Origin of the sequence: Pedobacter sp. MC2016-15 (genome assembly GCF_026239695.1) — a bacterium.
Lineage (GTDB): Bacteria > Bacteroidota > Bacteroidia > Sphingobacteriales > Sphingobacteriaceae > Pedobacter.
In genome coordinates, this window is sequence record NZ_JAPIVS010000008.1 from 1 (window position 1) to 13,886 (window position 13,886).

The following is a 13,886-nucleotide window of genomic DNA, read 5'->3' on the forward strand; positions in this document are numbered from 1 at the left end:
GAAACTAAGAAGAGTCAGGTTGTGGTGGAAAACCTGATCAGGAAAGGTTTTACAGACGAGCTTGCCGCGGAAATAGCGGAAGTAGACCTGGACTTTGTCAAAAAGTTACACGCTGGCTTAATCGATAAATAAAGTCTAAATTTCTCTCAATTGAAGCTCTGATGCCCGTCACTAATGAAATTCATGTCCACAGTCAAAACAGTGATAACACCTTCTAAGTCTAAAAGGAAATATCGAAAGAGCGATTGAAATAAGAGTGACTACCCAGCTGTAAGCACCTTTAGTCGGCGGGCCAAATCCTACGTTTGCTGAACCGCATTTTTCACAACACTTGTCTGATTCATTTTTCGCTGAGTCAATTTTATACTCAGCGGCAATCCCTGCTTCATTGTTTTCTTCTGATAGCAATAGCTCGATTTGAGGAATATCTCTTTCGAATACCATTAGTTTTACTCCACCAACAGCCTGATTGTATAAAGGCTGTATTGTGGAAATGTTCTCATCTGCAAGGAAGCAGTGAAAGCCACTGTCTTCCAGTTTAGCTCTGATGATGTGAGCTTCGGTTGAATCGTAAAAGGTTCTGTACCAGATTATCTTATCGTTCATGAGGAGAATATTAAGACAAGATGCTAACTTATTATGTTGGACTAAAAAATCAAAATTTCACGCGAAAATTAACAGCAAGTAGAAACATCCCTAATTAAACAAATACCTCAACCCAAACTGAACCTGGTAGGTAGAAGCTATACTTACATCATTTCTAAAAGTTTCTGTAACCAGTTTATCCCCAACTGCAGCCATCTGAAATGCCGGAACAACGTTTCCTCCTGCTTTAACGGACTCCAGATTTACAGGCTGAAGAATCGCGCCTGCGTTAACCACTTTTCTCAGGCCCCAGTTAGGGTTAAGCAGATTGCCTGCATTGAGAATATCACAGCTGAGCTGAAGTGTATGGATCTTTTTTCCGATGCCGATTGCCAGATCATGACTCAGGCGCAGATCAAACTGATGACGCCAGGGCAGGAGCGCACCATTGCGTTCCGCATATTTGCCCTTTCGTGTCCGCAGATATACATCCTGTTCAATATACTGAAAGAAAGCCTGGCTTTGCTCTTCAGCACTGATTATCCTCAGCTTATTATTTACCATCACATTTAGTGGCGAAAATTGTATTTCTGAAGGATGAGCAGGAACATAGATTAAAGATTTATTGGTCCCATCCCGTATGAAATCCCGGCTGTATGTGTACGAGAACCTGCCTTCATTCGACCCCTGGTAAACCAGCCCGATATTCAATTTTAGTTTTTTTGCATAATGGAGGCTGTAGCGTAAAGTAGAAACTATCCTGTTGGGTACCACATATCCTGCATATCCCAGTTCAGCATCATTAATGCCATTTACAGATGCTGTTGCATTCAGTGCAGAAAGCGTCTGATCTCCATCGCCGTCATTATAGCTTTTTGCAGTGCTGCGGCTGTAAGCTAGTGAAAAAGAAAAGTTTTTCATTTTTTTCTCCAGCTGCGACATCAGTGCTAAATAATAACCTTTGGAGGAATTATAAACCATCACTGCATTTAATGGAGAGCTGCCTCCCGGTTCAGCGATGCCAGAGCCATTGAGCGGATTGATGTACTTTTCAGCATTTCCAGCCGGATAAACTAATCTGTTATCCGGATATCCGGGGATATTTAATGGAACAGGTTCAATGAGGTTTACATTTTTAAAAGCTACCCCGCGGATATCTCTGTTAAAAATCCCTTCAACCGTGGCATTAAAACCTGCGGGAAGAATGATGTCAATTGCCGCACTTGATTTCCAGCTTTGCGGCATTTTAAAATCACGGGAAATGAGGCTAACTACTGAGGGCAATGCATTCCCATTTCCTGACAGGGGCGTGTTTTGCTGTGGTTGTGATGGATCAAAGATGGAAGGTGTATTCTGCTGTCCCTGCCAGGCCTGAGTAATCTGGTATAAACCCGAGTAACGTGCCTGAGCAATGATCCATACATAGGGAATGCGGCCGGTAAAAATTCCTGTTCCCCCTCTCAAGCGCATTGTTTTGCTGCTATTGAGGTCATATCTTAAAGCCAGCCTGGGCGACAATAAGAGCGTGGGCTTTGGTAGTTTCGAAGTATGGAGATGTTGTCCTCCGGCAAAAGTAAGGTTAGCCAGTACTTCATTTTCTGCGAGGGGCTCAGGATATAACTGGATATCGGATCGTAATCCGGCAGTGATATTCAGTCGGTCGGACAGCACCCTGCTTTGCTGGAAATAAGCAGAGAAATTTACATAATTGAAACTAAATTCTGAGGGTTCAGATACGTTATTCAGGGGATAGGTCAGCGCATAGTCCAGTGGTTTCTTATTCGTAGCGAAATCCTCCCAGGAGGCATAGGTATAATATCCCGTGCCAAATGGCATAAAGCTATTCCGTGTTTTGCTGTAATCTATCTGGAAACCTGCCACATTATTTGTTCTGCCCTGGTTCCAGTTGATGTAATCTGTCAGAGAAAGCACATTTACTTCTCTTTTATTACCATAGGTAAAAGGCTCATAACCAAAGGACGTAAAAGGCTGTCCGTCTTTTAAGATATCTACAAATGGAAATAGTTGGCTCTGCGATGTCCTGGGTTCGTATTGGCGGGTATAAGAGCTTCTCAACGTATTGGTTAGCCTTTGCGTCACTTTGCTGTTCCATTCTGCAGCGAGCGACTGAAAATCTGATTGTGTACTAAAGTTGGAGTTGCTGAAAGCAAGTGCATTGATGGTATTCCGGCCAAAAGCATTGGCATAGGGAATCAGCGGGCTTCTGGATCCATTAAGTAATTCAGGTTTGCTGCTGTTCAGCTGGTTATACCGGATGCTGAACGTATTGTTTGCTGCGATGTTCCAGTCAAGCCGCGCCAGCACCTTGCGGCTTTGATTTTCAAATGTATAATCCTGGTAGGCACCTGTCTGATACCCATAAGTATCATTTAGAAATCTGCTGATTTCATCCAGTTCCGATGTTGTGGGCCGCGCTATATTTGCAGCACTTCCGTAAGGGGCGGCAGTTGTAGCGGCCCTGAAAACCTGTGGCGAATAGCTTTCCCTTTCCTGTTCAAAACTGAAAAAATAAAACAATTTGTTTCTGATTGCCGGGCCTCCAATCCTGAAACCTTCTACATGGTAGTCGTTGGATCTTTTTGGAAATGTTTCTACACCCACGCGATGTCCGTTATGTTCTTCGCTATGAAAATACCTGTACGCTGATCCGGCGACTTGATTACCTCCGGAGCGGGTGACAATATTAACAGCGCTGCCAATAAAACCCGATTCCCAGATCGAATGGTAAGGTGCTACATTGACTGATATTTCAGCGATAGCATCCAGGGAAACTGGCTGCGCCCCATTGCCGGGTAGATTCTCGCCAACGCCGAAGTTGTTATTGAACTCTGACCCATCGATAGTAATAAAATTCTGCCTGTAATTTCCCCCTGCAACTGCAGCACCAAAGGCGATGGGATTTAAACGTAGGAAATCGCCTATCCCACGTTTGATGGTGGGAAGCATGTCAATCTCAGGATGTCCGATATGAAACATAGGCCCTCTTTTTTCTGATACCAGAAGCTCCTTTGCAGCACTTTTTACCTGGAACTCCGGAAGGGAGATCGTATGGCTCTGTACCGTAATGTTGAAAATCAGCGGCTCATCAAGTTTAAGGTATAGACCTGAATAACGATAGGGCTGAAAACCCAGGCTACGTAATTCCAGTAAATAAGGTCCTCCCGGATTCAGGTCTGGCAGGAAATATAAACCTGAAGAATTGGTAACACAGCCATATACTGTTCTGGTGTTGAGCTGCGTCAGCACAATAGAAGCTCCCGATAGTTTCTCAGCACCTTCAGTACTCACTTTGCCTGACATACTTGTCTTCGTGGTCTGGGCAGTTGTTGAGATGGAAACCACCATGAGCAAACAGCTCAAAATAAGCAATAATAAAGCCCATGGCAGTTTCATATCATTTACTGGATTTTTGCAGCCTAAACCATTCTACCCATTAAAGGATCGGTTTTCGTAACTGCTCCGGTTTCTACCCGACCTGCAAATCTTTCCTGAAAGGCGTCGTTACCCCTGGCCTTCGCGCTGAAGTCATACCAGTTGAAACTTTTATCCAATTTAAGTAGAGTGCTGGCCTTCCCATTGGCAGGAACTTTTATTGTTTTAGAGCCTGTTTTATAACTCAGATCGCTGATCTCCAGCTCCTGAGCCGCCGAAGAAAAATTGCTCACAGTCAGAATCACATTGCCACTTAGTTTCAGTGGTTTACTGGCATCCTGTTCGTAACTGCAGGTAAGGCTGAGCTGCGGGTGTTGCTGATCGCCTATAAACTCTCTGAAGAAACCATTAGGCCCATATACTCTCAAATGGTATTTTCCTTCTGCAAAATCAGCAATCTGCCATTCATCTTCCAGTGTATCACCTGCGGCAACCGTATAATCCCATACGCGCAATACTTCTCCCTGATAAGGGTTCATCGCGTAGACCGTAAAAGGGGAGCCTGAAGCCTTTTTCCCAAATCTTTTATCTGAGGCGCTGAAACTGATCCTGAATTTGCCTTTTTGAGCAATGCCATTTACATACAATTCGTAAGGCAATGCTGTCGCCGACCTGATACCTTTCTCCTGCTGAGGAAATAAAGGCGAAGATTCAGGATGCTTGTTGATCTGTTCAATTTCTGCAGCGGATAATGTTTTGTAGTTATCAGGCACCTCCTTGAATTTAGCAGAATAAATCCGTTCCATAAAGGGAGTTTTTTCTAAAAATTCAGGTTGCGCTATTTTTTCGCCGTTATAGGGTCTGAATGCTGATGTTAAATCACCACAGATACTTCTTCTCCAGGGGCTGATGTTCTCTTCAGTAATTTTCTTATTGAATTTTTTCTCAATGAAAGTTTCCAGGAACTGCAGAGAGGATGTATGGTCAAAAACTTCGGAGCAAACATAACCTCCGCGTGTCCATGGGGAAACAATGACCATTGGCACACGGAACCCTAGTCCGATCTGACTGTCGCGGAAATTAGCTTCCTTCATAGAGGGGTTGGTCTGATGATCTTTCCTGGCAAAATCAAGACTCACATCCAGTCCCGCAGAAACCTTACCTGCATGTTCTTTATCAGGATGTGGTGTTACAAAAGGAGGGACATGGTCAAAGTATCCATCGTTTTCATCATAGGTTAAAACGAATACCGTTTTTTTCCAAACCTCAGGGTTCTTTGTCAGGATTTCGATCACCTCACTCACAAACCAGGAGCCAAACCAGGGTACGCCGGGATGGTCAGAAAAATTAGCGGGTGTCATTAACCATGATACCGTTGGCAGTTTACCATTATTTACGTCCTGGCGAAATTGGTGCAGGATGTCACCTTTGGGAATATTGAGCTCACGTTCAGTTCCTTTATCATCGTAAGTCAGCGGGCTGAGTGTATGAAAGTCAGGATCATTGGAGTTAATTCCGAAAGCTTTGGCATTTAGATTTTTAGCCTTGTCAGACAAAGCATTGTGTGCGTCAGCTGTATATATCTTTTCTTCTTCTTCTGTCTTCAGTAAAAGTTTTTTTAATGCCGCAAGTTTCTTTTCCTGCTCTTCCGTCAGGTTTTCCTGAGGAGCTTCTGCAAGCTGTGCAAGCAGGGCTTTTTTCTTTTCCTGCAGGTTTGCGATACCACCCGGATGAAGCCTCACATTATACTGTTCAAAATATTCGAGTACGTTGGTACCGAAATTACTTAACCAGGAGCTGGACTCCCCATTGAGGCCAAAGCCCATCGTCAGTTCATTCTGATAGACCTTCCAGGCAATGCCTTGTTCTTCCAGGCGCTCAGGATAAGTTTTCCAGTTAAGCGTGGGTTTATCGTAATTGCTGATGTTCCATAAATGGGCCATTCCACTGGCACTATTTTCTTCACGCACTGTTCCTGTCATCCAGTAATAGCGGTTAGGGTGAGTGCCGGCGATCACTGAGCAAAAGTTCTGGTCGCACACCGTGAATGCATCTGCCAGGGAATAATAAAATGGAAAATCCTCCCGTTTACAATAGCCAACAGTTAGCGGCATATGAGCGTAAGTAGTTTTATAAGGCTTTTTTACATCCAGCCACCGGTCATATTTTCCGCCGTTACGTGCATCGGTCTGATCCGTCCAGTTATGAGGGATAGAACCCATCCATGCGATTTTCGTTTCTTTGATATTCAGGTGAAAGGGCGCATAAGTTTCACCCTCCTTGTTTGATTGCAGCCACACTTTATTCTTGTTTGGCAAATCGATCGCCCTTGGGTCATTAAATCCCCTTACCCCCTGTAAAGTACCCAGTTCATGATCAAAAGAACGATTTTCCTGCATCAGGAAAACCACATGTTCCGCATCATAAAACGTACTTCCTACAGCAGGATCAATGGCCATTGCCTTTTGTATTACTGGTGGTAATGTGTTGATCACAGCAGCGCCTCCGGAGAGGAGGGCTGCTTTTTTTATAAAATCTCTGCGTGAATCCATCATTAAATATGTCTTATTGTTTAAAATGAATACCTCGCACCAAGCTGAATCTGATATGGTGTACCATTTGGTTGTGTTACACCTACGTTTTCATTGATACGGTATTCGTATTGCTGTCTGGCCTGGTCAAATCTTGTTACGAAAAGCAGACTTTGGTCGCCCAGGTTATAGTTTACGCCCCATTTTTTGTTCAGCAGGTTTGCAAAGTTAAATGCGTCAAAGCTCAGCGTCAGTCTTTGCGTTTTATAAGTTTTGAATTCTTTTTGTACCCTGATATCGAATGTTCCCGAGAAAGGGTTTACACCACCATTCCTTCTGGCAATTTTGCCCAGACTTTCCAGGATGTATTTCTTCGACCTGTTATCAGGGTTATTTAAAATCTTTTCCATTGAAGCCTTGTTTGCAGCGCTGATTGTAGGACTGTTTGGATCGAAAACAGAGGCCAGGTCGTTATCATTCCCCGGACCACCCACAAAGTCGCCATTAATATCCGCATCTACAGTCATCGAATAGCGTGTACCACCAATACCCCTGAAAGTTGCACTGGCAGAGAAGCCTTTCCAGCTTGGCGTACTTCCATATACCACCAGTTTATTCCTGTACTGGTTATCGGAATAGTCGACAGCAGACAGGTCGCGCGGATCAGATTTCACAGGTCTAAAGGTAGAGGTATTTGCCACGTTCCCATTATAAGAGCTGTTATCTTTAGCGTCATTTAATGTATAACTAACGTTAAGATAACCGTCTCCTAGATAGCGGTAGCTTGCATCAACAATCACTGCAGCCTGGCGTAGCGTAGCCCCATTGGTGAGCATCAGCACACGGCCCACTTCATTCGTTTTCCTGCCCAGCACATTGTTTGTCGTACCCGAAGCAGTAATTGAACTTGCCGGCACAAACACAGAGCGGTTTTCCTCGTTTGCCAGGGTGAAATAAGGATTGTCTACCAGATTTCTGTCCAGGTATACATAGTTGTTTTTTGTATAGGAATAAAGGAAGTTTACACCCAGTCGCAGCTGATCGCCGATAATCTTATTGTAGCTCAGGTTCGTCTTAAAGATGGATGGCATCTTCAGGTTTGGATCATTCAGGTTGATGGTAGATACATAGGGTACCCCTGCAATAATTCCGGGTGCTGTGCCTGGATCAGCCCTGTAGGCCGGAAAATTTGGTACAGGTACCAGGCTGGTTCCCGTTGCCGGGCGGGAAACATCAATAGAGCCTACCATCGTTCCACTGTTCTGAATATTGTTGACCTGTGCGTAGTTTACAGGGTAAGAAGAGAATAAGCCGGCACCCAGGCGGATGATATCTTTTTTCTCCCCGTTGAGATCCCAGGTGAACTGAACCCTTGGCTGGATCTTGCCGGCATCAGTAATCTTGCTGTCTGTTCTTAATCCAAGTGTACGGTCTACTACCGGATTATAATCTGCCTGTGAGAGGAAACTGGTGACATCATAACGTAAGCCGAACATCGCATTGATATTGGTCGCTACATCAAATTCCACCTGCCCGAATAAGGAAGCATTGAGGATGTACTGTTGTACCGCAGGCTTACCGGCAAGCGGAGCTTCCCTTACATAACGGGATGCATTAAGATTGTCAAACTCTGAAAGACTATTAAAGATAAAACGGCCATTTTGTTCACTTGAAATATAAGTGTCCATATACGTCAGCGTGTTATCCGTACCGAATGTGAATTTGTATTTTCCACTGGTATAGTAAGAAGTATTCACGAGTTGCAGCTGGTTTTCTTTATTGTTTTCAGGGAAATAGCGCTGTCCGCCCAGTTGTACCGTTCTGTTTCCTACAGTTCCGTTTGGCAAAGTAGATCTCACCGTCACGATTGCCCTTGGAATATTAGCTGCCGGTAACTCACTGTTTGGTACATAATCCCTCGTAGCAGTTTGCCACTGCACTTTAAGCTCGTTCAGGAAATTTGGTTTGATCTGAGAGCGCAGGGAAACAAGAGTACTGTTCTCTTTTGATTTAAAGTCGCCCCATACTTCAAAAAGATTGATGTTGGAATTATCACTGTTACTGACAGGGTTATTCCAGTCGCTATAGTTATTTCTTATGGTTAACCTGTTTTTGTCATTGATCTGCCAGTCGATACGTGCAAAGAAAGTATTTGCCAAAGTTTTTCTTTTAAACTCACCTACCTGCGGACCGCTGCCGAGGCCATATTTTGCCCTTCCGATATTGACTACGCTATCCAAAGCACCTTTGCTGATACCGAGGCTGATCGCATCTGCATCATCACGGATATCCGCAATCTGGAATGGCATACTTTCATCCTGACGATCCAGGGCAGTGAAGAAATGCAATTTATCCTTAATGATTGCGCCACCTAAACTAAAACCGTACTGGTTGGTCGTAAATTTCTGCTCGCGTTTATTTCCGCGGATATCATTGGGGCTGGCCAGAAAATCTGAGCGATAGTAGTCGAAAACAGATCCTGTGAGCGTATTGGTACCTGATTTCGTTACCGCACTTACCGTACCGCCACCTTCGCGTCCTCTGTAGGTATCATATACGTTTGTAGCCACTTCAAACTCACGTATGGCCTCCAGGGACAGGGAATAAGGACCACTTCCAATAGCACCGGAGGTGAGATTATTCCTTGCACTGGCACCATCAATGAGGTAGTTGGTAGAGGAAGCACGCTGACCACTGATGTTGGTTCCATTGGTTGTAGGGGCGAGAGCGGAAAGGTTATTGAAATTCCTGTTCTGTGTGGGTAGCTGCTGAATATTCTGTGCGGTAATAGCTGTACTGGCACCAAAGCGGTCGATTCGTTTGGTTAGCCCGTTTGCGCTGATATTTACCTCTTTCAATTCTGTGTTACCTTCTGTCAGGCGGAAATTGGCAACAATGTTGTCTCCCTGGTTGAGGGATAAGTCGCCCTTCACTTGTTTTGGAAACCCGATGAAGGTGACGGTAATGGTATAAGGCCGTCCTAATGGCAGCTGGATGAGATTATACAATCCGTCTTTATTGGTAGTTGTTACGGCGCGGAAACCGTTAGACTCATTTCTTAAGACTACAGAAGCACCCGGCACTGCTGCACCTTTTTCATCTGTTACTTTTCCGGTAACCGAAGCATCTGTCGACTGAGCATGAGCAGGCTGAATCAATATCAATAAGATAATAATGATAGTCAGGAAGTTAATTTTTGTTAAAAACTGATAATTTTTTTCTATTTTTCTTGTTAAGTGGTAATAATATCGCATATTTAATTTCTTAGATTAATTTTTCGGGATTAATTTGAATTAGCCAGGGCTGCTTCAGCGCTGACTGAAGCCGGAAGTGCGGGAACACTTTCGGCTTTTTTGTGTCTTGTTTTTCTATCTCATCATTCTATAGCAGGATTAATTATTAATTGAGAATTGGTAAGCTGGTAGTTGATACCTGTAGCCCTGGCCAGGTGCTGTAGCACAGTCTTCAAATCCTGATGGGGCAGTGTCAGGTGATATTTTTTGTTGTCATTAACTCCCGCTGCGACCTGAACTGTAATGGCATACTGTCTGGAAATTTCCGCGCCGATTTGTGTCATCGTCAGTCCATCAGCATAAATCGAACGGTCTGTCTTCCAGTTGCTGATCAGAACTGTATTGCGCGATTCAATTTCTGTCTTACCTGAGTTGGTATGGTAGGTTAATACTTCGCCCTTAACCAGGCCTTTGCTCAAAACATTCCAGGATTGCTTGCCCTTTTGAGCCACCTTTACCTTGCCAGTGTTCACTGCCACCTGGTAAATTTGTGCATCAGGGTATGCTTTGATATTAAATGAGGTGCCGAGAACTGTTGTTAACATCTTTTTTGTAGCGATACTGAAAGGTCTTAACGTATCTCTTTTCACTTTGAAGAATGCCTCGCCCTGATCCAGGTATACCCTCCTCGATGCAGAGCTGCTGAAATCAGATGCAATCCTGATTGTCGTGGCGGCATTCATCCAAATTTCTGTACCATCATTCAGGGTGATTTTCTGAATTTTTCCTTCAGCCGTATGGTAGGTCTGTGTGGCTGAATCCCTCGTATGCTGGTCATGCTGTAGCTGGCCTTGAAACAGGAATGCAATTCCTACAACTAATAGCAGTGAGCATGCAATACCAATCCAGCGGTAGGGTAGCCGGAAGATTTTTCTTTCCGATGCCGTATAAATTTTTACCCGGTTCAGTAATTCGAGCCGTAGTTGTTCTGAAGTATCGTCATCTGCCGGCAATTCCGTAGTAGCGGCAGTAAAATGTTGATCAAACCACTGGTCGATCATATCCCTTTCTTCCCGGCTCAGTTCATCATTCTGATACTGGGCGAGCTTCTCATTTAAAAAGTTATGGTGTTTACTGTTCATTCATACACAAAGCGCATGAAAGCCCAAAAAGTACTTTAAATCTAAATTAAACTTAGGTTAAGTTTATCACCAGGGGGACAACAAGTGCAAGGTAACCGGAATTACTGACGAGTAGCGCCAGTTTCAAACGTTTCAGCGCTTCGGAGATATTGTTTTTTACTGTCTGCTCAGAAAGCATCAGCTCCGCAGCAATCTCTTTCACAGAGCGGTTTTCATATTTGCTGAGATGAAAACACTGGCGCATATTCAATGGCATTTTTGTGAGTTCTCTATCAATTTCGCCTTGTAGTTCGGTTGCTATCAGGTGTTCTTCTGCCGAAGCGATCTGTTGTAAATTCCGAATCAGGATTTCATCCCCCGCGAGTCTGACTTTGTCTCTCCGGAACAGAGTGATGACCTCATTTTTAGCTATTTTAACCAATAGCGGCATCAAAGAGTCTGTGGCGAAAAGCGATTCCTTTCGTTTCCATATTTCAAGAAAGGTGTTTTGCAGAATATCCTTTGTAAGATCTTCATCATTGATCAGCCTGAAAACAAAGGCATACAGAGGTTTCCAGTAACGTGAAAAAACCGTCTCAAAAGCGTTTTCACTCCCTGAGCGGATTTCCTTTGCTAACTCTCTATCTGATCTTTCCTCTTTCATTGACGGGGATAAAATTAGTAAAGAGGTATTAAGGGAATGTTAAGCTATCTGTTAATGGAGCATGTTAACCACATCCTTCCTTCTGCTTTCAGGTATCACCTTCAAGCTTTCCAATTTTCCCTTGCGGAGAACTGCTTCAACCGTAGTTTGATAGGGGGCGTGCAGTTTGAAATGTGTGTCCCATTCTTTGGGCCATGCCGGGAAAAGCAGGATCTTCCGGCCATCGGTTTGCATCAGCATTTCCTGCATACCAATCATTCCTGATCCACCCCAGTTGTGATCCGGTACCCAATCGTACCCTGGTCCCCAGAAGCTGGGGAACCTGCGGCCTGAGTCTTTCATCTTTAACAATATCAGCCTTTTGGCTTCTTCTGTAAGCCCCAGCCTTGCAGCAAAGATATTATCCTGTTTCCAGCCGATATGACTTCTGAAGCGGAGCACATCAGGATCATACAGGTAGGTGTTACGGGCAGTATCCAGCCCCTGCTTCCCGACACCATAGAGTCTCCATGGAAATACAGGATAAAGCTGCGGACTTTCGGTATTATTGATCCTCTCCCAGTGAACAGCGGCAGCGATCACAGGATGTCCGCCAGTCTCACGGAAGCTCAGCGGCGGGATAGTTTTCAGCATCGCTGACCATCGTTTTTTCTTTTCCGCATTCATCAGCGCATCGGGAAGTTCCAGCATCCGGCTCAGAACGGTCTTTAATGCTGCAATGGTAGAATTTGCATTGTAGGCCATTTTATATGTCTCAGCCGCCGAACCCGGATACAAAACCAAATGTCCCTGTGCATCCAGCACCTTGCTTCCCCGTTGACGGGCAAGGTGCTGGTAGTGAGCATTAAAGAAAGTAAGGCAGTTCTCGATCAGCGGAAGGTAGGAGCTGATATCCTTATCACCATAACGTTGAGTTTCCAGGATCATCATACAAAATTCCAGGGCTGTATCCCATTCATATTCCAGCCAGGCATTGTACTCCATTCCTTTATCATAATCTGCGGGGCGCTTCCATCCATATTCTGCGGGATTGGGCAGTCCGAAGTTTTCCAGCTGTTCTGTAAACGATGCCCCTTCATGATTCCAGTAAAAGCGTGTCCTGTGGGTGGCATTGTTCAGGGCATCCAGGTAAAAATCGAACTGTGGTTTCATTAGCTCCGTATCGCCACTTTTGAGCATCGGCCAGTAAACCAGCCGCTGGTTCTGTGCGGTGTGCGTACCACCTCCCCAGTTGCGGAAATCGGGCGTGTAAGCATAACTGGAGTCGACACCCACAGGGTCATAAGTAAATAACCCTCCATTGAACTTGGTAGGGAGCTTGCCATAGGCATTACAGCCCAGCATGTAGCGGAACAGCTGGTAGTTTCTGGCAATCTGCCATTCCGGCGAATCATGAGGAGCACCGATATGGATAAAACTTCTGTCCCAGAAATCATTCCACCATTTCCTGGTTTTCAATCCCGCTTTTTTATCGATACGCAGGGCAGCAAAGTTCAGCTGTTCTTGCCAGGCTTTAAGAGTCGGAGTCTGCGCAGTGTGCAAAAACACCTGCATTTTGACATGTTGCGATGGCCCTGCTGTGGTCAGTTTCCAGCTGCGAAAGGCTGTATTCAGGTATTGACCTTCATCAGTTCCCGCTGGTATTAAACCATGACCTTGCATCAGGCCTCCGAAAGTGAGATTCTTTAATGGATTAGTAAGCGAGTCTTTGATACTTTCCAGCCCCTGCTGTTTTACTGTGGCATCAAAAACCGTGTTTTCAAGATTACGGTGGTAAAATAAAATGCTGTTGCCAGCAAAAGAGACCCCATCCCTGAATGTTTTTACATCTCCCTGAGGAGCCCATTTCCAGGAGTTGCTGTTATTTTCTTTCCCGCTGATGGAGCGGTCGCTGTTGCGCCAGTTCTCATAGGCAAAAGTGGCCTTTAGAGCCTTGCTGCTTTTCAGTTCCAGTTGTATCAGCGGTTGAAATACATCTGCATGAAGTTTAATGTCAACAGATAAATCTCCTTTGGTAGCCTGAATATTGACATACCCATCTTTCAATACTAGTTCCTGTCTGAAGGTCTTGCCCTCAAAGGGATTGGGGCTTAGCGTAACACGTATCCGTCCCAGTTTCAGCAAGGCATTGTTCTCGTCGAAAGTTCCGCTACGCGCGATGTAGAAAAACATCTCGCCCTTTTCCACCCAAACATTCAGACCGATATCGCCCCCTCCGCAAGGCATTGACGATGCAGAGGTACTGCTCTGGGTAGTCCAGACCGGGTTATAATCACTGATGCTTTGACCTCTGGCCGATAAAAGCACTGTCAGCAGCAGCAGGGAGAAGATACCTCTGAAAATTGATGTCCGCATTCCT

General features: G+C 44.7%; 7 protein-coding genes. All 7 read right to left on the reverse strand.

Features of this window, described 5'->3' with window-relative positions:
* Positions 1-171 precede the first annotated feature (171 nt).
* The gene (locus OQY15_RS20005) at positions 172-606 is read right to left on the reverse strand and encodes a DUF2007 domain-containing protein (RefSeq protein ID WP_265793723.1); all 435 of its coding nucleotides are present in this window, start codon (positions 604-606) and stop codon (positions 172-174) included.
* Positions 607-696: 90 nt separating this feature from the next.
* Complete coding sequence (locus OQY15_RS20010) at positions 697-3,999, reverse strand: carboxypeptidase regulatory-like domain-containing protein (protein ID WP_265793724.1); 3,303 nt, start codon at positions 3,997-3,999, stop codon at positions 697-699.
* A 23-nt stretch (positions 4,000-4,022) separates the two neighbouring features.
* Entirely contained in the window at positions 4,023-6,533 is a 2,511-nt protein-coding gene (locus OQY15_RS20015) for a phospholipase C, phosphocholine-specific (protein ID WP_322973396.1), read from the reverse strand.
* A 17-nt stretch (positions 6,534-6,550) separates the two neighbouring features.
* Entirely contained in the window at positions 6,551-9,673 is a 3,123-nt protein-coding gene (locus OQY15_RS20020; RefSeq protein ID WP_265793725.1) for a carboxypeptidase regulatory-like domain-containing protein, read from the reverse strand.
* A gap of 212 nt (positions 9,674-9,885) precedes the next feature.
* A complete protein-coding gene (locus tag OQY15_RS20025; protein WP_265793728.1) occupies positions 9,886-10,884 on the reverse strand; it encodes a FecR domain-containing protein in 999 nt (332 codons plus the stop codon).
* 52 nt (positions 10,885-10,936) lie between these two features.
* Positions 10,937-11,527: a sigma-70 family RNA polymerase sigma factor gene (locus tag OQY15_RS20030; RefSeq protein WP_265793729.1), complete on the reverse strand. Its 591-nt coding sequence runs from the start codon at positions 11,525-11,527 to the stop codon at positions 10,937-10,939.
* Between the two features lie 51 nt (positions 11,528-11,578).
* The gene (locus OQY15_RS20035) at positions 11,579-13,882 is read right to left on the reverse strand and encodes a DUF5703 domain-containing protein (RefSeq protein ID WP_265793730.1); all 2,304 of its coding nucleotides are present in this window, start codon (positions 13,880-13,882) and stop codon (positions 11,579-11,581) included.
* Positions 13,883-13,886: the final 4 nt, after the last annotated feature.

Excerpts from the sequence above, each read along its gene's own strand:
- OQY15_RS20005 (WP_265793723.1), bottom strand. The coding sequence starts at position 606 with ATGAACGATAAGATAATCTGGTACAGAACCTTTTACGATTCAACCGAA.
- OQY15_RS20010 (WP_265793724.1), bottom strand. The coding sequence starts at position 3,999 with ATGAAACTGCCATGGGCTTTATTATTGCTTATTTTGAGCTGTTTGCTC.
- OQY15_RS20015 (WP_322973396.1), bottom strand. The coding sequence starts at position 6,533 with ATGATGGATTCACGCAGAGATTTTATAAAAAAAGCAGCCCTCCTCTCC.
- OQY15_RS20025 (WP_265793728.1), bottom strand. The coding sequence starts at position 10,884 with ATGAACAGTAAACACCATAACTTTTTAAATGAGAAGCTCGCCCAGTAT.
- OQY15_RS20030 (WP_265793729.1), bottom strand. The coding sequence starts at position 11,527 with ATGAAAGAGGAAAGATCAGATAGAGAGTTAGCAAAGGAAATCCGCTCA.
- OQY15_RS20035 (WP_265793730.1), bottom strand. The coding sequence starts at position 13,882 with ATGCGGACATCAATTTTCAGAGGTATCTTCTCCCTGCTGCTGCTGACA.